The organism is Kitasatospora sp. NPDC085464, assembly GCF_044541955.1.
Classification (GTDB): Bacteria; Actinomycetota; Actinomycetes; order Streptomycetales; family Streptomycetaceae; genus Kitasatospora.
Genome location: NZ_JBITTM010000067.1, coordinates 1 through 19,678 on the forward strand (window position 1 = coordinate 1; position 19,678 = coordinate 19,678).

Annotated in this window: 16 protein-coding genes; 5 read left to right on the plus strand and 11 right to left on the minus strand. The window is 73.9% G+C overall.

What is annotated here, in order from left to right; genetic code table 11:
* Nucleotides 1–331: 331 nt before the first annotated feature.
* Nucleotides 332–1,336, minus strand: a complete 1,005-nt coding sequence (locus tag ACIGG8_RS38300; RefSeq protein ID WP_350520091.1) for a stage II sporulation protein M — start codon at nt 1,334–1,336, stop codon at nt 332–334.
* 289 nt (nt 1,337–1,625) lie between these two features.
* Here ACIGG8_RS38300 and ACIGG8_RS38305 point away from each other — a divergent pair, with 289 nt between their 5' ends.
* The gene (locus ACIGG8_RS38305) at nt 1,626–2,660 is read left to right on the plus strand and encodes an RDD family protein (protein WP_396553217.1); all 1,035 of its coding nucleotides are present in this window, start codon (nt 1,626–1,628) and stop codon (nt 2,658–2,660) included.
* A gap of 93 nt (nt 2,661–2,753) precedes the next feature.
* Here ACIGG8_RS38305 and ACIGG8_RS38310 read toward each other — a convergent pair whose 3' ends face one another.
* Nucleotides 2,754–3,392 (minus strand): hypothetical protein, encoded by a 639-nt coding sequence (locus ACIGG8_RS38310; RefSeq protein WP_396553218.1) that lies wholly within the window; start codon nt 3,390–3,392, stop codon nt 2,754–2,756.
* A gap of 121 nt (nt 3,393–3,513) precedes the next feature.
* On the opposite strand from ACIGG8_RS38310, the gene ACIGG8_RS38315 reads away from it, so the two are divergent.
* Complete coding sequence (locus ACIGG8_RS38315; protein ID WP_396553219.1) at nt 3,514–4,026, plus strand: SigE family RNA polymerase sigma factor; 513 nt, start codon at nt 3,514–3,516, stop codon at nt 4,024–4,026.
* Nucleotides 4,023–5,093, plus strand: a complete 1,071-nt coding sequence (locus tag ACIGG8_RS38320; protein WP_396553220.1) for a hypothetical protein — start codon at nt 4,023–4,025, stop codon at nt 5,091–5,093. The genes ACIGG8_RS38315 and ACIGG8_RS38320 overlap by 4 nt, the downstream gene beginning before the upstream one ends.
* Nucleotides 5,094–5,186: 93 nt before the next feature.
* Here the strand turns inward: ACIGG8_RS38320 and ahcY are convergent, their stop codons facing one another.
* The 6 genes from ahcY to ACIGG8_RS38350 form a co-directional block, all read right to left on the minus strand.
* The gene (ahcY, locus tag ACIGG8_RS38325) at nt 5,187–6,635 is read right to left on the minus strand and encodes an adenosylhomocysteinase (RefSeq protein WP_396553221.1); all 1,449 of its coding nucleotides are present in this window, start codon (nt 6,633–6,635) and stop codon (nt 5,187–5,189) included.
* Between the two features lie 376 nt (nt 6,636–7,011).
* Nucleotides 7,012–7,989, minus strand: coding sequence for a cation diffusion facilitator family transporter (locus ACIGG8_RS38330; protein WP_396553222.1), 978 nt, complete (start codon nt 7,987–7,989; stop codon nt 7,012–7,014).
* 82 nt (nt 7,990–8,071) lie between these two features.
* Complete coding sequence (locus ACIGG8_RS38335) at nt 8,072–9,316, minus strand: SIS domain-containing protein (RefSeq protein WP_396553223.1); 1,245 nt, start codon at nt 9,314–9,316, stop codon at nt 8,072–8,074.
* 59 nt (nt 9,317–9,375) lie between these two features.
* Complete coding sequence (locus ACIGG8_RS38340; RefSeq protein ID WP_280686052.1) at nt 9,376–9,558, minus strand: Trm112 family protein; 183 nt, start codon at nt 9,556–9,558, stop codon at nt 9,376–9,378.
* A 111-nt stretch (nt 9,559–9,669) separates the two neighbouring features.
* Nucleotides 9,670–11,055 (minus strand): phosphomannomutase/phosphoglucomutase, encoded by a 1,386-nt coding sequence (locus ACIGG8_RS38345; RefSeq protein WP_396553224.1) that lies wholly within the window; start codon nt 11,053–11,055, stop codon nt 9,670–9,672.
* A 128-nt stretch (nt 11,056–11,183) separates the two neighbouring features.
* The gene (locus ACIGG8_RS38350) at nt 11,184–11,549 is read right to left on the minus strand and encodes a DUF3499 domain-containing protein (protein ID WP_350520082.1); all 366 of its coding nucleotides are present in this window, start codon (nt 11,547–11,549) and stop codon (nt 11,184–11,186) included.
* Between the two features lie 164 nt (nt 11,550–11,713).
* Here ACIGG8_RS38350 and ACIGG8_RS38355 point away from each other — a divergent pair, with 164 nt between their 5' ends.
* A complete protein-coding gene (locus ACIGG8_RS38355) occupies nt 11,714–12,166 on the plus strand; it encodes a metallopeptidase family protein (protein ID WP_350520081.1) in 453 nt (150 codons plus the stop codon).
* Nucleotides 12,167–12,235: 69 nt separating this feature from the next.
* Here ACIGG8_RS38355 and ACIGG8_RS38360 read toward each other — a convergent pair whose 3' ends face one another.
* From ACIGG8_RS38360 to ACIGG8_RS38370, 3 genes are all read right to left on the minus strand, one after another.
* On the minus strand, nt 12,236–13,969 hold the full coding sequence (locus ACIGG8_RS38360; RefSeq protein ID WP_396553225.1) for a DUF5719 family protein: 1,734 nt from the start codon (nt 13,967–13,969) through the stop codon (nt 12,236–12,238).
* A gap of 6 nt (nt 13,970–13,975) precedes the next feature.
* Complete coding sequence (locus ACIGG8_RS38365; RefSeq protein ID WP_396553226.1) at nt 13,976–17,839, minus strand: glycosyltransferase; 3,864 nt, start codon at nt 17,837–17,839, stop codon at nt 13,976–13,978.
* A gap of 285 nt (nt 17,840–18,124) precedes the next feature.
* Nucleotides 18,125–18,397 carry a WhiB family transcriptional regulator gene (locus tag ACIGG8_RS38370; protein WP_030062195.1) on the minus strand — a complete coding sequence of 91 codons (273 nt, stop codon included), beginning with the start codon at nt 18,395–18,397 and terminating at the stop codon, nt 18,125–18,127.
* 623 nt (nt 18,398–19,020) lie between these two features.
* Between ACIGG8_RS38370 and ACIGG8_RS38375 the strand changes: the two genes are divergently transcribed.
* Nucleotides 19,021–19,662 (plus strand): cysteine dioxygenase, encoded by a 642-nt coding sequence (locus ACIGG8_RS38375; RefSeq protein WP_396553227.1) that lies wholly within the window; start codon nt 19,021–19,023, stop codon nt 19,660–19,662.
* Nucleotides 19,663–19,678 lie beyond the last annotated feature (16 nt).

Sequence of the window (19,678 nt, forward strand, 5' to 3'; positions counted from 1 at the left end):
TTTCGTGTTTCCAGCTTACCAGACGTTTTCCGCTCCGTTTTCCGGAGTTTCATTCATCCGATTCCCGCTGGCGGGATTTCCTGCAAACTTCGCTCCGAAGCTTATCAAAGCATTCGGTGTGCTCAGTCCGTGGGATTTGCTTCGTCGGAGGGCGCGCATTTCGTGAAACGCGCTCGCCTCGATTCGGCGGTGTCGTAGACACTAACGCCCGGGCCCGACCGTTGTCCAGCCAGTCCCAACCGTTCAAACCTACTAGCCCACCCTCACCACGTCAATGGTTTGGCCGGGATGAGGGAAGAGTAGCAGCTCAGAGGGGTGTTGATCACGCGGCTCAGGCCGCGACGGGCTGCAGGTCGGCCCGGTCGGCCGCGTCCACATCGCCGAACTCGCCGTCCTCGGCGGCCTTTCGCCCCAGCACCAGCGCATAGAGGAGGAAGCCCACCTCCGCCAGGACACCGATGGCGATTCGTGCCCAGGTGGGCAGGCCGGACGGGGTCACGAAGGCTTCGAGGACACCGGAGACCGCCAACACGGTGGCCAGCCCCATCGACATCCCGATGATCGAGCGGCCCTGTTCGGCGAGGGCCACGGCTCGCGTGCGCGGACCGGGGTCGATGACGGTCCAGCCCAGGCGCAGGCCCAGGCCGCCGGCCACGAACACCGCGGTCAGTTCCAGCAGGCCGTGCGGGATGAGCAGACCGAGGAATACGTCGAGGCGCCCGGCGGAGGCCATCAGCCCGACGCCGATGCCGAGGTTCACCACGTTGGTCCACATCACGTAGACCACCGGAATGCCCAGCGCGATCCCGTAGAGCAGGCACTGCACGGCGATCCAGGCGTTGTTCGTCCAGACCTGCGCGGCGAAGGAGCTGGCCGGCCGGTCCGAGTAGTAGGCCTCGTACTGTCCGCCGGGGCGGGTCAGCTCCCGCAGGCGGTCGGGGGCGACGAGGCTGTTGCGGACCTCCGGGTGGGTGGCCATCCACCAGGCGAGCAGTACGGTGCCGAGCAGCGAGAGGACCGCGACCGGCACCCACCAGCGGCGCGCGCGGTAGAGGGCGGCCGGGAAGCTCACCGTGTAGTAGCGGGCGACGTCCTGCCAGCCGTTGGTGCGGGAGCCGGTCACCGCGCTGCGGGCGCGCGAGACCAGGCCGGTCAGGCGGCTCAGCACGGCCGGGTCGGGCGCAGCGGCCTGGACCTTGGCGAGGTGGCCGGTGGTGCGCTGGTAGAGGGTGACCAGTTCGTCCGCCTCCTCGCCGCTGAGCCGGCGCCGGCGGGCGAGGGCGTCCAGCCGTGCCCACTCCCCCTGGTGGGTGGCGACGAAGACGTCCAGGTCCATTCGGCGGCTCCATGATCGGCGGTGGGCGCGGACGTGCGTGCGCGGGCGGGTACGGACGGACACGTGCGGCCCAGCATGCCAGCAGCGCCCCGGGCGACCGCCCCCGGGGATCTCACTTCCCGCGCGCCCGCCGGGCCCCGTATGTTGGCGACTGCGGATCAGACTGCGGAGAGCGGGGCGTGGGGGGCCGGTCCGGGCCGATTCCCTCCACAGCGCTGCCGCCCCCGGCGGTCCCGGGTCCCCTAAGGGCGAGCCGCAGGGGCTCCAAGAGCGTGAACGGACGGGTGTCTTGAGCGACCTGGTGACGGGTGAGGCGGTCGTCCTCGGCCTGCAAACGGCGAAGCTGCCGAGTCGGGCACTGGCGATCGTGCTCGACCTGCTCGTGGAGTTCGCCGCCCTGCTGGTGGTCACGCTGCTGCTGAGCGTCGCGCTGGTCGGGCTCGACGGCGCCGCCCTGGCAGCCACCGTGATCGGCATGATGGTGTTCTTCCTGGTCGCCGTCCCGGTGATGGTCGAGACCTTCAGCCACGGGCGCTCGCTGGGCAAGGCCGCGCTCGGCCTGCGGGTGGTGCGCACCGACGGTGGCCCGGTGCGGTTCCGGCACTCGCTGGTGCGCGGGCTGGTCGGGTTCTTCGAGCTGATCGCGCTGTCCGGCTCCCCGGCCGTGATCACCTCGGCGGTGAACTCGGAGGGCAGGCGGCTCGGCGACATCTTCGCCGGGACGGTGGTCGTCCGGGAACGCACCCCGGGCGCGGGCGGCTCCGCCACCCCGCTGCCGCCGGTGCACCCGCACCTGCTCCAGACGATGGGCCCCGAGCTGGTCGCGATGGACTTCTCGGCCGTTCCGGAGCCGCTCTGGCTCGCCGTGCGACAACTGCTCGGCCGGATCGGCCAGTTGGACCCTGCGGTGATGAACCGGATGACCGCCCGGCTGGCCGAGGACCTGTCCGCCCGGATCGGCCACCCCGTTCCCCCGGGGCTGCACCCGGCGGCGTACCTCGGCGCGGTGCTCACCGAGCGCCAGCGGCGGGAGTGGACGCGCGCCCAGCAGCAGCTGTGGGCGGCCGGGCCGGTGCCCCCGCAGGTCCCGGTGCCCCGCCCGGCCTCCGGACCGGTGCCCGGCACCGCCGACGGACGTCCGCTCCGGGTCCTCGGCGTTCCGACCGCCCCCGCACCGACCTCCCCGGTACCGCCGACACCGGTACACACGGCAGCGGTACCCACGGCACCGGCGCCCGTTCCGGCCGCCCCCGCCCCGGTCGCACCGACCGCCCCGTCCTTCGACAAGCCCGCCGCCGGCACCGGCTTCGCCCCGCCTTCCTGAACCACGGGCCGGCCCCAGCCACAGACCGGGCCTGAACCACGGATCGGCTCGAACCCCAGACCGGGCCCGAGCCACCGGCGGTCCCGCAACCCGTTACTCCTCGTCCTCCCCCACCCGCCAGGCGTTCGGCGGCGACTCCAGCTCCTCCAGCTCGATCCCGCCCGCCGCCAGCACCACGTCCCCCGCCAGGTGGACGACCTGCTGCTCCCCCGTCTCCAGGTCCGCGACCTGGTACCGCTCGACGAGCAGCGGCCCCGAGTCCGTCTCGTGGGTGTCGACGCCCTCCAACAACCACCCCTGGTCGAGCGTGCGCGGCGCCAGGACCGGTTCGGTGAACGCCACCAGTCGCACCCGCGTGCTCGCCCCCTCCCGCAGCCGCAGCAGCCGGGCGGTGGCGACCAGGAAGCCGGGCGAGCGGCCGGTGAAGGCGTGCGCCCGGTCGTGCCCCTCCGCCGCGTGCTCGCCGCCCGGGTCCGCCGCGTCGGTCCGTACCCAGGCCACCCCGTCCACCGCGCCGCCGCGCACCTGCCAGCCCCCGGCCCGCAGCTCCATCCGCAGCGGCCGGGCCCGCGAGTCCAGCGTGAGGTCGACGCCGCCGATCACCCGGCCGTCCGGCGCGTAGGTCTTGGACACGTACCGCCACCCGGCCGCCCCGGGAGCGCAGCTGAAACGCTCCTCGCCGAGCAGGACGTGGTCGTGGGTGTCGTGGAGCGAGTACCGGCCATTGGGCATGCCCGAAAGACTACGTGCGCGTTCCGGGTCCGACTCACGTGCAACGTTCCGCGGTGCCCCGCGCATTAGGGGGGTGGACGGCACCGGACCGGTGCCGCCGCCACTACGAGAGGGGGTGCAGATGGCGAAGCAGACGCGCGACGCGGAGTTCACGGAGTACGTGGCCTCCAGGAGCGGCTGGCTGCGGAAGGTCGCCTATCTGCTGTGCGGGGACTGGCACCGGGCCGACGACCTGGTCCAGGAGACGATCACCAAGCTGTACGTGAACTGGGCGCGGGCCGCACGGATGGAGAACCGGGACGGCTACGCCCGCCGGGTCCTGGTGAACACGTTCCTGGCCGAGCAGCGCTCCCCGTGGTGGCGCCGCACCGTCCGCTCGGAGGCCGACCCGGACGCGGTGGCCGCCGGCATCGACCTGGACGCCTCCCTCGACCTGCGCCGGGCGCTCGCCGCGCTCCCGCCCCGCCAGCGGGCCACGGTGGTGCTCCGCTACTACTGCGACCTGTCGATCGAGCAGGCCGCCGAGGCCCTGGGCTGCTCCTCCGGGAACGTCAAGAGCCAGAGCTCCCGCGCCCTGGACACGCTGCGCGGCAACCTCACGCCCCGTCCCACCGTCGCCGAGAGGACGCCATGACCAGCAAGGATCACGACGACCTGACCAGCCGGCTGGCGGCTCTCGCCGACGAGCCCGCGCCACCGCCTCGCCTGGACGCCGGCCGGTCCATCGCCGAGGGCACCACCCGGCTGCGCCGCCGCAGGCGCGCCCTGGTCGGCGCCGTCGCCGTCGTCACCGCTGCGGTGATCACGACGACCGCGCTGCTGGCCCCGGGGGGCGGCTCCGCCACTCCCGCGCCGCCGGCCAGCCCCACGGCGACCACCTCGCCGTCGCCGTCCGCCACCGCCGCCCCGACCCCGGTCGGCGTCGACCCGCTGACCACCGAGGTCCACTTCGGCTGGCTGCCCGCCTGGGCCCACGGCGAACGGAGCATCGGCTACGAGACGGGCTACCACGGCGTCTACGCCCAGGCCCGCGGTGAGGGGCAGGACGCCCCGCGCATCCTGGTCTCGCAGTACGGGGCCGGCGAGGAACCGCCGATGACTGGCCCCGGCAGCACGAAGCTCCACCAGGTGGAGGCCGAGCCGATCGGCGGGCGGCCGGCCTACTGGGCGGCCTCGGACTCGCCCCGGGACTTCCAGCACACGTTGCGCTGGCAGACCGCCTCGGGGCGCTGGGCGGAGATCACGGGCTACGGCGGCAAGACCGGGGACGTCACCGAGGAGATCCTCCACAAGGCCGCCGAGGGCGTCAGCTTCGGCCATTGGAACGTCCCGCTCCCGGTGCGGTTCACCGGCCTGCCGGAGGCGTTCAAGGCCACCGACGTCATGCTCTCGCAGCCCGACACCGACGGTACGGGCGCCTGGAGCCTGTGGCTGATGTTCCAGCTCGACGGCAAGAACGTCTCGGTCAACATGCGCCCCGACGGGCCGCACCCCACCTTCACCAGCACGGACGGCTCCCCCTACACGGACCCCAACCCGCCGCTGGTCACCGTGCAGAACGGGGTGGAGGTCTCCATCGGCGCCGGAGCCGGCATGCCCGCCACCCTGGAGCAGCTCGGCGGCCTGCCCTGGCTGCTCGCCCACACCACGGCCCTCGGCCCGGACCCGGGCACCTGGACCTCCGACGTGATCGTCCGCTGAACGAGCCGGAACGCCGGTGGCCGGCACCCCCGGGCGGGGGTGCCGGCCACCGGCGTCAGAGCATCAGCGCGTCAGAGCGTCAGCGACACCGCATCAGTAGCGGTACTGCTCCGGCTTGTACGGGCCCTCGACCGGAACGCCGATGTAGTCGGCCTGGTCCTGGGTCAGGGTGGTCAGCTTCACGCCCAGCGCGTCGAGGTGCAGGCGGGCGACCTTCTCGTCCAGGTGCTTCGGCAGCACGTAGACGCCGATCGGGTACTGCTCGGTCTTCGTGAACAGCTCGATCTGGGCGATCGTCTGGTTGGCGAAGGAGTTGGACATCACGAAGGACGGGTGGCCGGTCGCGTTGCCCAGGTTCAGCAGGCGGCCCTCGGACAGCATGATGATGGTGTGGCCGTCGGCGAAGCGCCACTCGTGGACCTGCGGCTTGACCTCGGTCTTCACGATGCCGGGCAGCTTCGCCAGGCCGGCGATGTCGATCTCGTTGTCGAAGTGGCCGATGTTGCCGACGATCGCCTGGTGCTTCATCTTCTCCATGTGCGAGGCAAGGATGATGTCCTTGTTGCCCGTGGTGGTGATGAAGATGTCCGCGATCGAGACGACGTCCTCCAGGGTGGTGACCTGGTAGCCGTCCATCGCCGCCTGCAGCGCGCAGATCGGGTCGATCTCGGTGATGATCACGCGGGCGCCCTGGCCACGCAGCGACTCGGCGCAGCCCTTGCCCACGTCGCCGTAGCCGGCGACGACGGCGACCTTGCCGCCGATCAGCACGTCGGTGGCGCGGTTGATGCCGTCGATCAGCGAGTGGCGGCAGCCGTACTTGTTGTCGAACTTCGACTTGGTGACGGCGTCGTTGACGTTGATCGCCGGGAACAGCAGCTGGCCGTCACGGTGCATCTCGTACAGGCGGTGGACACCGGTGGTGGTCTCCTCGGTCACGCCCTTGATGGTGGCGGCGACCTCGGTCCACTTGTTCGGGGTGTCCTTGAGGGTGCGGTTGAGCAGCTCCAGGATGATCCGGAACTCGTCGTTGTCCGCGGTGGACGGGTCCGGCGCGGCACCGGCCTTCTCGAACTCGACGCCCTTGTGGATCAGCAGGGTGGCGTCGCCGCCGTCGTCCAGGATCATGTTCGGGGTCTTGCCGTCGGGCCAGGTCAGCGCCTGCTCGGTGCACCACCAGTACTCGTCCAGGGTCTCGCCCTTCCAGGCGAAGACCGGGATGCCCTGCGGGTTCTCCGGGGTGCCCTCCGGGCCGACGGCGATGGCGGCGGCCGCGTGGTCCTGGGTGGAGAAGATGTTGCAGGAGCACCAGCGGACCTCGGCACCGAGCGCCGTCAGGGTCTCGATCAGCACGGCGGTCTGGATCGTCATGTGCAGCGAGCCGGTGATGCGCGCGCCGGCCAGCGGCTTCGACTCGGCGTACTCCGCGCGGATCGCCATCAGACCGGGCATCTCGTGCTCGGCCAGCTGGATCTCCTTGCGGCCGAACGGCGCCAGGGAAAGGTCGGCGACCTTGAAGTCACCGGTGATGTCGGTCGACATGCGTCTGCTCCTCGCTGATGGGGTGGGGCCGAAGGTCCGGATGTGCATCGCGCATGGCGGGCCGTACGGGTGCACGGCCACGCCGGGGCCACCGGATCCCCGCGGCGGCGGACCGGCTCCCTGCGCAGCACAAACCGTCGGAGGACCTCTCTCCCTCGACCGGCGCACACCCTACGGGTGCGGGTTGCCGATCGACCGCCATCAGCAGCGACGTTCTGGCTCTGGTGACGAATCTACACCGCCGGCCCCACGAGCCGTCTGCCGATGACCGATTTCGGCCCCCGATCCGACCGGGTCTCAAGCCCGGCCCCAGGGCCTCGGCGAGGCCTCCGGTCGGCCCGGGGCCGAAGCCCCGGCCCGGCCCGTCGGTGGCCCGTCAGTGCGAGGCCTCCGGGCCCGGCCCGCCGGGCGTGGCGGCCGGGTCCTCGCCCGCCGCGGCCTTCTCGGCGCTGTAGACGTCGGGCTCCAGGTAGATCGCCCGCGCGATCGGGACGGCGGCCCGGACCCGCTCCTCCGCCGCGTCGATCGCCTCCGCCACCCGGGCGGCGCTGTCCTCGGCGTTGACGGCGATCTTGGCGGCGATCAGCAGCTCCTCCGGGCCGAGGTGCATGGTCCGCATGTGGATCACCCCGGTGACGGACCGGCCGTCCACCAGCGCCTCGCGGATCCGTCGCACCGAGTCCTTGTCGGCGGACTCGCCGAGCAGCAGCGACTTGGTCTCCAGGGCGAGCACCACGGCGATCACCACCAGCAGGACGCCGATGCACAGGGTGCCGATGCCGTCCCAGACGCCGTCACCGGTGATCACCGTGAGCGAGACGCCGAACAGCGCGAGCACCAGGCCGATCAGCGCGCCGGTGTCCTCCAGCAGCACGACCGGCAGCTCCGGCGCCTTGGCGGTGCGGATGAACTGGGTCCAGCTCTGCCGGCCCTTGAGCTTCGCCGACTCGCGCATCGCGGTGAGGAAGGACCAGCCCTCCATCGCGATCGCGAAGATCAGCACGCCGACCGCCCAGACCCAGGAGTCGAGCGCCTCGGGGTGGTTGACCTTGTGCCAGCCCTCGTAGATCGCGAAGAGACCACCGACGCTGAACAGCACGATCGCCACCAGGAAGGCGTACACGTAGCGCTCGCGGCCGTACCCGAAGGGGTGCTCCTCGTCCGCCTCCCGGCGCGCCCGCTTGCTGCCGACCAGCAGCAGCACCTGGTTGCCGGAGTCGGCCACCGAGTGCACGCCCTCGGCCAGCATCGACGAGGAACCGGTGAAGCCGAAGGCGGTGAACTTGGCCGCCGCGATCGCCAGATTCGCGGACAGCGCCGCCACCAGTGCCTTGGTGCCGCCTTCGGTACTCATGCCTGAATGTCCTTCACGGGTTCGGGTCAGCGTCCTCGACCGCTTACCGTACCGGCCGCACGGCCCGGCCCGGTCGACCGTCTCAGGACTGCGCGGCAGCCAGGCCCAGGTAGACGGCGGCGAAATCGGTCAGCGCGACCAGGTCGGCCAGCCCGAGCAGCGCGTCCGGCCGGGTGCTGGCGTACTCGGTCAGCCGGACGTCGTGCGCGGCGGCCAGCCGGTGCGCCCGGGTCACCCCGAAGCTGCGCGGGCCGGCGTCCTCCTCCGACACCTCGACCGGGCCGTCCTGCTCGCCCTGCGTCCCGGCCGCGCCCGGGGTGTGCCGCAGCAGCAGGACCTGCAGGTGCAGCGGGTCCGGCTCCTCGACCCGGTCGCGGAAGAAGTCGTCCGGGTCCGCGCCCGCGCCCAACTGCCCGGTGAACATGCCGCGGTGGGCGGTGAGCACCTGCGGCAGCTCCCCGGCCAGCGCCGGCCGCCCGGCCCGGTCGGCCAGCTGGGCGGCGAAGCGGGCGGCGGCGGCCCCGGCGATCGGGTCCTCCGCCCACAGCAGCGGGACCGTCCCGGCCAGCCGCGCCGCCAGGCCCTTCGCCGGGTTGGTGTACGCGGCGGCGTCCGGGCGGCAGCGCACGGCGGTGGCGTCCAGCAGGTCGGCCACGCCCGGCAGCGCGTCGTACGGCAGCTGGGTGAGGCCGATCTTCTGGGCGAGCGCCAGCAGCGGGGTGAGGTGGGACCACAGCGCGGCCGGGTCCTCGGCCGGGAGGTCCGGCTCGGCGGCCGCGGGGGGCGGGCCGTCCTCGGGCAGCACCGAGGTCACGTACGGCAGCGGCAGTGCGCGCACCTGCAGTGCGGCCTCGGCCAGCGGGCTGCCCGCCGGGGCGGTGACGACGATCGAGCAGCCGCGCGCGTAGGCCTGTTCGGCGAGGGCGACCAGGCCCTGCTCGCCGCCGTCGGCGGAGCTGATCGCCAGCAGGTCGAGCGGGCCGGCCCAGCCGGGCAGCTGCCAGCCGAGCCCGGTGGTGAAGGCGGGCGGGGCGCCGGCCCGGTCGCTGCGCGGGGCGGCCGCCTCGGTCGGCGGCAGTGCGACCACCAGGCTGGCCGTGCCGGCCAGCGCGGCCAGCATCCCGGCCGCGGTCAGCGCGCTGCCGTGCCCGGCGACCATGACGGCCCGCGGGCGGCCGTCCGGGCGCAGCCGGTCGAGGCCGGCCGCGTCGGCCTGGCGCAGCGCGGTCCGGACCCGGGCGCCGGCACCGGCCAGGGCCAGCAGGGCGCGGTCCTGGTCGGCGCGCTGGAGGGCGGCCGGGTCGTCGAGCAGGGTGTCGTCGAGCATGCGGCGGGCCTCCGGCTGCGGTCCTGAGCGGCTGGCGGGGTGGGGCTTCGCCCCAAGGATCAGGCCGGGCGGCGGGCCTCGTCCACCAGGAGGACCGGAATGCCGTCGCGGACCGGGTACGCGAGGCCGCAGTCCGCACCGGTGCAGACCAGCTCGGGCTGCTCCTCGGTGCCGCCCTCGGTGAGCGCGGCCCGGCACTGCGGGCAGACCAGGATCTCCAGCAGGAAGGATTCGAGCTTCATGGGGGCTCTCCAAAGTTCGGTGGTGGCGCGGAGGTGCCCCGGCCGATAGGAAACCCTACCGGCCGGGGCACCGGGCGCCGAGGTCAGGCGCGTCCGCTCAGGTGCGTCCGCTCAGCCGCGGACGACGGCGAGCACGCCGTCGCGCAGCTCGGCCATCTTCGCCGGGTCCTTGGCCTCGACGTTCAGGCGCAGCAGCGGCTCGGTGTTGGAGGCGCGCAGGTTGAACCACCAGTCCGGCCCGGCCACGGTCAGGCCGTCCAGCTCGTCCACCTCGGTGCCCTCCAGGCCGGCGTACGCGGCGCGGACGGCGGCGGTGCTGGCGGCCTGGTCGGCGACGGTGCTGTTGATCTCGCCGGAGGCGGCGTAGCGGTCGTACTCGGCGGTGAGCGCGGACAGCGTGCCCGGCTGCCCGCCGAGCGCGGCCAGCACGTGCAGCGCGGCCAGCATGCCGGTGTCGGCGCGCCAGAAGTCGCGGAAGTAGTAGTGGGCCGAGTGCTCGCCGCCGAAGACGGCGTCGGTGACGGCCATCTCCTGCTTGATGAAGGAGTGGCCGACCCGGGTGCGCACCGGCTTGGCGCCCAGCTCGCGGACCACCTCGGGGACGGTCCAGGAGGTGATCAGGTTGTGGATGATCGTGGGCTCGTCCTCGCCGGCGGCGCGGGCGCGGGCGATCTCGCGGGCGGCGACCAGGGCGGTGATCGCGGACGGGGAGACCGGCTCGCCGCGCTCGTCGACGACGAAGCAGCGGTCGGCGTCGCCGTCGAAGGCCAGGCCCACGTCGGCGCCGACCTCGCGCACCTTGGCCTGCAGGTCGACCAGGTTCTTCGGGTCGAGCGGGTTGGCCTCGTGGTTCGGGAAGGTGCCGTCCAGCTCGAAGTACATCGGGACGAGCTCGATCGGCAGGCCGTCGAAGACGGTCGGCACGGTGTGGCCGCCCATGCCGTTGCCGGCGTCCACCGCGACCTTCAGCGGGCGGATCTCGGTGAGGTCGACCAGGCCCAGCAGGTGGTCGGCGTAGCCGCGCAGGGTCTCCTGCTCGGAGAGCGCTCCGGGCTTCACGTCCTTGGCCGGGATCGTGACGGTGTCGTCCTCGGCGGTCCAGGACTCGACCAGCTCGCGGATCTCGGACAGGCCGGTGTCCTGGCCGACCGGGGCGGCGCCAGCCCGGCACAGCTTGATGCCGTTGTACTGGGCCGGGTTGTGGCTGGCCGTGAACATCGCGCCGGGCAGGTCGAGCTTGCCGCTGGCGTAGTACAGCTGGTCGGTCGAGCAGAGCCCGATCTGCACCACGTCGGCGCCGTAGGCCGCGGCGCCCTCGGCGAACGCCAGGCTGAGCGACGGGGAGGAGGGGCGCATGTCGTGGCCGACGACGATCGCGGACGCGCCGGTGACCTGCACGAACGCGGCACCGAAGGCCCGGGACAGGCTCTCGTCCCACTGGTCCGGGACGACGCCTCGGACGTCGTACGCCTTCACGAGCTGCTTGAGGTCGCGCACTGCGGCTCCACCCTGGTCTCTGTACTGGTCGGTCACGGTACGGCCACCGCCCGTCCGGTCGACGGGCGCGGTGGCGGTAGACCGGCAGCGTACCCGGGCCGGACGAACGCCCCGTGCCGGGACAGGCGTCAGTTGTCGGGCGAGCGCAGCACCCGGAGGTGGCCGCGGCGGCTTCCCTCGGTGGACTCGCCCTCGGGCGCGCGGCCCTGACGGGGGGTCTGCGGGCGGGCGGCCTCGCGCACGGCGTTGGCGAGGGCCTCCAGGTCGTCGCTGCTGCGGCGCAGCGGCCCGGCCTCGGCGGCGAGCCGGACGACCTCCCAGCCGCGCGGGGCGGTGAGGCGCTCGGCGTGCTCGGCGCACAGGTCGTAGCAGTGCGGCTCGGCGTAGGTGGCGAGCGGGCCGAGGACGGCGGTCGAGTCCGCGTAGACGTACGTCAGCGTCGCGACGGCCGGCCGGCCGCACGCGGTCCGCGAACAACGACGTACAGAGCTCACGAGGGTGGACGGTACCGCACTCCCCGCCGGGGAGCGAAGACCGCCTGCCCGGAGGGTGTGCCGTGTCGCCCTCCGGGCGCCGGGGACGCGTATCGGCCGCCCCGGGCGATTCCCCGCCGGAGTGGTCCACTTCCGACCGTCCAAGGACTACTCTCGGCAGTGATATGGACAGCTCCGCACCGCAGTCATCGACAGGCCCAGCGCGCCGCCCCCGGCACCGCGACCGGCACGGCAGGGGGATGCGCGGCCCGCTGGCGCCGCCGCAGGTGCCGATCTCGCTCACCCGTTCCGAACTGTTCGACGACTACGTGCGCGAGTCGGTCGAGCGGCTGGAGCGGCGGTGGCCGCAACTGATCGAGGTGGAGTTCGCCGTCCAGGAGGTGCCGCTGCACGAGCCGGACGGCGCCGACGCCGAGGACGGCGTGCCGCTGGGGCGGGTGTCGCCGGGCAAGCAGGGGCGCAAGAGCCAGATCGTGGTCTACCGGCGGCCGGTGGAGATCCGGGCGAAGACCCGGGAGGACCGCGCGGCGCTGGTGCACGAGATCCTGATCGAGCAGGTCGCCGAGCTGCTGGGGCTCTCGCCGGACGCCATCGACCCGCGCTACGACGAGGACTGACGCGGGGGCGGCACCGCACCGGTGCCGCCCCGTCGTCCTCGCCGTCCCGGCCGCGCCGGTCGTCCTCGCTCAGTTCAGGACGACGCCCGGGTCCTGGGCGGCCTGCGGGACCTTGACGGTGCTGCGGTCGTCGCGCAGCGCCTGGACGGTGAACATCGGCACGTCCTTGGTGGGGATGGACAGCATCCGGGCCGCGACCACCGGGCCGCCAGAGACGGTCTCCACGCTGAGCGCGAAGACGCCGTTCAGCCCGGCGGGCTCGGGCGCCGGGAGGGCGACCGTGCCGCCGGCCGGGAGCTGGACCTCCTTGGTGGCCGGGGTGCCGCCGCCGCTGCCCGCCGAGGCGGTGACCCGGACGGTGGCCGCGTCGCCGGTGGAGGTCAGGTAGAGCGTGGAGCCGCCGGCCCGGTTGTCGGCGACGCTGCCGCGGGCGCCGACCGGGTCGCTGCCGGTGAGCCAGGCCGCATCGGTCTTGCCGTTGGCGGCCGCCCGGTCGATCCGCAGCCCGGCCACGATCGGGGTCGGGTGCTTGGGGTCGCTGGGCGACAGCCGCAGCCCGGCGACCTCGTCCCGGGTGACCTTGCCGAGGTCGACGGCGGCCACCATGCCCGCCTTGACGTGGATCGACTCGTTGCCGGCCGGGGAGAACCAGCCGTTCTTGCCGGAGAGCTGGATCTTCAGGTCGGCGTCGTCCTCCGGCGGCGCCCAGACCACCAGTCGGGCGGCGGAGGTGTCGGCGGGCAGGCCGGCCATCGCCTGGGTGGCGGCCGGGGCCGCCGAGGCCGGGATCCAGTCGGCTCCCTTGCCGCCGTCGGCGGCGTGCAGCGCCGCGCCGACCCGGCCGGAGCGGACCACCACGTGCACCGCGAGGTCGGTGACGGCGCCCTTGCTGAGGGTCGACAGCAGGACGGACTGGGAGCTGCCGGGGGCGACGGTCAGGCCGTTGGCGGCGTCGTTGTCGATCAGGCCCTTGTCGCCGTACAGCTTGATGTCGACCACCGCGGCGGAGGATTCGGTGTTGACCAGGCTGAGGTAGTCGACCCGGTCGGCGGCGGTGCTGGCCCCGGCGAACCAGAAGCTCGTGCCCGCCGGGGTGCAGGTGAGTCCGGACAGGCCGAGGCCGCGCGGCTCGGTGACGACGGTGGTCTGGGTGACGGTGAAGCCCGGGGCGAGGGCGCCGGTGGCGACCGCCCCGGTGCCGGGTGCGGTGTCCCCGTTGCCCGCCGGTCCGGTGGCCGGGGTGCCGGGCTTGGCCAGCGTCAGCCGGGCGTCGGCGGGCGCGGCGTTCTTGTCCTTGGCCTGGGCGGTCGGGGCGCCCGAGCCGGCCGGGGCCGGGGTTGCGGTCGCCGTCGCCGTCGGGGTGGCCGCAGCGGAGGGGGTGCCGGAGGGCTGGGCGGCCACCGCGGGCGCGGCCGCGTCGGAGAGCCAGCCGGCGCCGCCGGTGGCGGAGCCCGTCCCGGGCGGGGTGTAGGCGGTGAGCGTGGTCGAGCCGGTCAGGCCCTGCAGCGGCTGCGGACAGACCGCCCCCGTCCGCTCGACCTGCGCGGTGGTCGCGGCCGCTCCCCCGGCCGCCTCGGCCGGGGGAGCGGCCGGCGGGCGCACCTGGGCGATGCCGAACACCGCCGCGAGCACCACGGCCGCGGCGAGCAGGGACGGGGTGGTCCTCGTCCCGCCGGCCTTCCCGGCGAACCGGCCGGGCCCGGCGGCCGGGGCGGACGCGGCCGGCTCCGGCGCGACGGCCGTCCCGACGGGCTCGGGGGCCTCGTCGGCGCCGGACTTCTTCCTGAATGCGGGCTTCTTCATCGCGGGTCAGCTCCCCGATCCGGGCTGGTGCGGGTACCGGCCGGTGCCGTTGGGGTCGTTCGGGTCGTAGTAGGGCTGCTCGGCCGGCGGCTGCCCCGGCTGCCAGGGCTGCCGGTGGTCCGGCTGCCCGTACGCGTCGTAGCCGTACTGCTGCTCCGACCCGTACGGCTGCTCGTAGCCCTGCTGGGGGTAGGCCTGCTGCCCGTGGCCGTCGTAGCCCTGGCCGTCGTACCCCTGGGTCTCGTAGCCCTGGCCGCCGTACGGCGCGGCCACCGGCGGCTGGGCCGCGTACTGGTCGTAGCTGTACGGGTCGGCCTGCTGGTACGTCTGGTACGGGTCGGTGTACGGCTCGGCCTCCTGGACGGCGGCGGCCGCCTGGACCGCCTCGGTCACCGGTTCGGCGGCCGGCTGCGCCGGGATCGCCCCCGGCCGGCCCTCGTACACCCCGGTGTCGTCGGCGCCGGGTTCGCCGCCCTCGCCCCGCTCGGCCATCCGGCGGGCCCGGCGGCTGCCGGGGGCGGGGGCCTGCGCCTGGGCGGCGGCGGCCAGCGCGGCGGCGGCCACCACCTCCTCGGGCAGGTCGTCGTCGTTGTGGTTGCGGCGCCCGGGCAGGGCCAGCACCAGGATGGTCAGACCGAGCAGCACCTGGGCCCAGATCCAGCCGGTGTGGGCGAGGCTGCCCTCCCGGGTGACGGTGAGCTTGCCGCCGCCGGCCGGGAGCCTGAAGCCCTGTGCCCAGCCGTCGACCGTGGTGGACTCCAGCGCGGTGCCGTCCAGGGTGGCCTTCCACTCGGGTGCGGCGGACTCGGCGAGGCGCAGCACCCGGCCGTCCGGGCCGGCCGGGACGGTGGCCGCGAGGTCGCGGGTCCCGGCGGGGACGACCACCGGGGTGGCGCCCGGGGCGGTGATCACGGCGCGGACCGCGGGGGCGCCGTTGACCTGCCAGAGCGCGGTCCCGTTGTCCTGGTTGGCCTTGACCAGGCCGGGCGTGGCGTCCAGGACGTCCTTGAAGGCGTCGATCACCGGCTGCTCGACCAGCACGTAGGCGATGCCGTAGCCGGCCAGGGCGCCGGCCTGGTCGGCGCCGGAGCCGGCCAGCAGGCTGCCGACCATCCGGTTCAGGCCGTCCTGGGTGCCGGTCGCCGGGTCGACGGTGGACTCGGCCTGGCCGAGCGTCAGGCCGGCGCCGCGCAGCACGGTGTAGCGGACGGCGCCGCCGCCCTTCTCGCCGGTGACGACGAGCGTGCGGGACCGGTCGGTGGTGCCGGCCTCCTCCGCGATGAAGGCGGGCACCTGGCCGACCGCGGCGCGGTTCAGCGGCTTGCCGGCGCCGGTCAGCGCCCACCACAGGCCGGTGCCCAGCGGGGCCAGCACGGCCGCGGCCACCACCAGGGCGGCCACCGGCTGGCGCCAGCCGAAGGCGATCCCGGCGACGCGGGCGTTGGCGCCGTCGGCGCCGATCGCGGCCGCGGCCAGCAGGGCGATCCCGGCGACCAGGGTTGCCGGGCCGGCCCAGGCGGGCACCGCCGGGCCGCCGGAGGCCGGGGTGACGGAGGTGCCCGCCACCACGACCGCGAAGACCAGGCCGGCGCCGGCCGCGCCCCAGGCGGCGAGCACCGCGCGGCGGCGGTCGGCGCGCAGCAGCGCGGCGAGCGCGGCGAGGACGACACCCGCCGACAGCCAGATCGGGGGCACGCCGGCGCCGCCCGGGTTGACCAGCAGCAGGCCGGCCGCGCTCGCGCCGGTGCCGTGCAGGCCGGGCAGCCCGGCCTCCAGCAGCAGCGACTGCGGGTGCGACAGCACCTTGAGCGACCACGGGGCCAGCACGCCGACCGGGACGGCGAGGATCACCAGGACGCGCAGGCCGAGCAGCCGCAGCGCCGTACCGCCGGAGCCGAAGGCCCCGCCGCGCAGCACCGCGGCGACGAGCATCGCCAGGCAGAGCGGGACGGCGAGCGCCCAGGTCAGCGGGACGAAGGCGGTGGCCAGGGTGAGCAGCAGGACGGCCATCCAGACCGGCCGCCAGCCCGGGCGGGCGCCCTTGGCGGCGCTCTCGTCCCGGATTCCGAGGCCGGCCGCGATCGCGGCGGCGCGGGCCAGCGGCGGCAGCAGTACGGCGAGGACGGCGGTGCCGATCCGGCCCTGGGCGAGTGCGCCGGTCGCGGCGGGCAGCAGCGCGTAGGTGGCGCTGGCCCAGGCGCGGACCAGCTTGGAGTCCAGCAGCGGGCGGGACACCAGGTAGGCGCTGACCGCGGACAGCGGGACGGTGAGCACGACGAGCACGGTGAGCGCGAGGTCGGCGTGGCCGAACAGCAGCCAGGAGAACACCGCGAGCACGCCGAGGTACGGCGGAGCGGCGGCGGTGGAGCCGGTGCCGACCGGGTGCCAGGCGTCCGCGTACATCGACCAGAGGCCGCCCGCGCCGTCGGAGGCGGGCAGCAGGGCGCCGCCGAACAGCTCTCCGCTGCCGAGCAGGCCGCGGCAGGCGACCAGGGCGAACACCAGCAGGGCCGCGAACAGCACCGGCGCCGGGCGCCGGGCGAGCTTCTTGACCAGCGCGAACTGCTCGACGACCAGGTCCTCGGAGTCGTCGTCGCCGCCGGCCTCGACCGAGCCGTGCCGGCTGCCGGTGTCGTCGCTGCCGCCTATCCCGAGGGAGCTGATGACCCCCTCGACGGCCAGCCGGGTGGTGGCGCCCGGCGCGGGGAAGAGTGTGCGGTCGTCCAGGGCGTCCGCCGCCCTGGTCCGGGAGCGGCGTTTGCGCGCGGCCAACAGCCTTGGGAAGCGGACGAGTTCGTGGCCGAGGCCGGCCAGTTCGTCGACCGCCTGGCGCGGGTCCTTGCCGAGCAGGTTGGTGACGGCCCGCAGCAGGGTGCCGAGCACCAGCCGCAGCAGGACGTAGGGGAACAGTGCGCCCCGGCAGTTGGCGAGCAGGGTGTAGACGGCGCCGGCCTTGTCCACCCGGTGCGGGTGGGAGGAGGCGCAGTCGATGGCGCGGCGCTCGCGGCCGGCGGCCTCGGCGTGCCGCAGCACGGCGTCGGGGGCGATCACGACGCGGTGGCCGGCGGCGTTGACCCGCCAGCAGAAGTCGGTGTCGTCCCGCATCAGCGGGAGGGCCTTGTCGAAGCCGCCGAGCTCCTCGAAGACGTCCCGGCGCACCAGCATGCCGGCGCTGGAGACGGCGAGCACCGGACGGACCTGGTCGTGCTGGCCCTGGTCCTGCTCGCGACGGTCGAGGCCGGTCCAGCGCCGCCCGGAGCGGGCGATCGTCACGCCGACTTCGAGCAGCTGGCGGCGGTCGTACCAGCTGCGCAGCTTGGGGCCGACGACGGCGGCGCTGGGGGTGGAGTCGGCGACCTGGAGCAGGCGGCGCAGCGCGTCGGTCTGCGGCTCGCAGTCGTCGTGCAGCAGCCAGAGCCACTCGATCGGCTGGGTCTCGCGCGGGCCGCCGCGGCCGAGGTCGTCCTCCTGGGCGAGCGGGTCGCCGAAGTCGTCCCAGCCGCCGGTGACCGGGTCGTAGCCGGAGGGGTCGAGCCGGTAGGGCAGGTCCTCGGGGCGCAGCGGCGGGCTGTTGAAGACGGCCTCGGCGACGGCGGTGCCGAAACCGGCCCGGCGGCCGAGGACGATCGGGCCGCTCTCGGGGAGCCAGTCGGCGAGGGTGTCGGCGAGCAGCCGCGGGGAGTCGTCGGTGGAGCCGGTGTCGACCGCGAGGACGCGCTGGACCTGGCGGTCCTGCCCGAGCAGGCCGGCCAGTGCCTGCGGGAGCCAGCGGGCGCCGTCGTGCGAGACGATCACCGCGGTGACCAGGTGGCGCGGATAGGCGGGCGGCCTGGAAGCGGTGAGGCCGCTCTGGTGGCTGTAGACGGTCATCGAGTGCGCGGGCCCCAGTTCTCGGTGGACACAGCCGGTGAACGGCAACCGGATGGCGCACCACACTAACGGCTCCCGGTGGACGGTTCGTGCGGGGTGCCGGTGCGGGGACGGTGAAGGCGACCGCCGGGGAGACCGTGGAGGAGGGGCGACGGGGACCGGGACGGAGCCTGCGGGAAGGGGGCCGGGAACACGAAAGCGCCCCACCACCACGGTGAGGCGCCCGTACAGCCGTGCGGTCGTCCGCCGCTGTCGAAGGATCAGCGGCGGCGGGGGCCCGCCCCCTCAGACCGCGCTCTTCTTGAGCCGACGGCGCTCGCGCTCGGACAGGCCGCCCCAGATGCCGAAGCGCTCGTCATTGGCGAGGGCGTACTCCAGGCACTCCGAGCGGACCTCGCAGGCGAGGCAGACCTTCTTGGCCTCGCGGGTCGAGCCGCCCTTCTCGGGGAAGAAGGACTCGGGGTCGGTCTGGGCGCACAACGCGCGCTCCTGCCAACCGAGTTCCTCCTCGTCCTCCGCGATGCCGTCCCCGATCAACAGCTCAAAGAGCTCGCTCATGTGGCGCGCCTCCTCTGCCCCTACTTGGCGTCCCCGTGGTTGCCGTTGCCTCGTGCGGCTGACGACACGAGTGAAATTACAGTTGCGTCACTCTGGCCCAGTCAAGCCGAGCTCTGGTATTGGGGCCAGGATTCACTCCCCGGCACCAAGCCGTTACGAATAGTGTACATATCCGGACACAACGGACCTTCTGCTTCAAGGCCCTGAACAGCGCCGAACCGTCCGCAACCATTCGCCAGGTGACGCTCCGTCACCGCCACAGGCCGGTCATCGGCCTGCCTTCCCGGCGATCTTCCCATCGAAACATAGAGAGTGATGAATCACCCCATCAGGGAAAGATCCGGGCCGAACCCACTCGAATGCCGCACGATTCGGTTTGACACCGCCCGCGTGGATGCGGTGTCCTTGCTCCTATGTCAGAGTTCGCCAGCCCCCGGAGCGGTTCCACGCTTCGCCGTGCCGTGAACTCTTGTTGTCGCCTCTGTTCCTGCTGTATCTAGGCGCCCGCGTCCCACCGCGCGCCGCCCCCAGGAAGCACAGAGGCCGCCCGCGAATCCCGCCCCAGGACATCCCGGATCCGGCTGATCCCGACGAACCAGCCGACTCCTCCGAGGACGACTCCCGTGCGCATGATCCGCATCCGCAAGCGGAACCGCGACCGCAACAAGCTCGCCCGCCTGGGCCTCGCGCGTACCGCCCCCACCGCCCGTACCGGCCGTTGGCACGACGGCCTGAGCGACGTCTCCATCGCCGGCGACCCGCTCGCCTTCCCGCACCTGGCCCGCACCGACCTGCCGGCCCACCCCACCACCGTCGCCGAGTACGCCCGGCTGGTCCGCGAGATCGCCGCCGACCGCGCCCGCTGGGAGCCGCTGGTCCGCTACGACGCGCTGACCCGCTGGTACGCCCGGCTGGAGACCGGCCCCGGCTACGAGGTCTGGCTGCTCAGCTGGCTGCCCGGCCAGAGCAGCGGCTTCCACGACCACGGCGACTCCTCCGGCGTGATGACCGTCGTCCGGGGCGAGCTCATCGAACGCTCCCTCACGCACGCCGGGGAGGGCGCCCGCACCCTGAAGCCCGGCGGGCAGAGGGTGTTCTCGTCCGGCTACCTGCACGAGGTGGTCAACGGCGCGCTCGAACCCGCCGTCTCGATCCACCTCTACACGCCGGGCCTCAGCGAGATGAACCAGTACGGCGCCCACGCCGTCCCCGAGCAGCACGCCGAGCACCAGGCGCAGGCCGGAACGCACCGAGCGCACGGCTGACGGACGGTCGGACCGT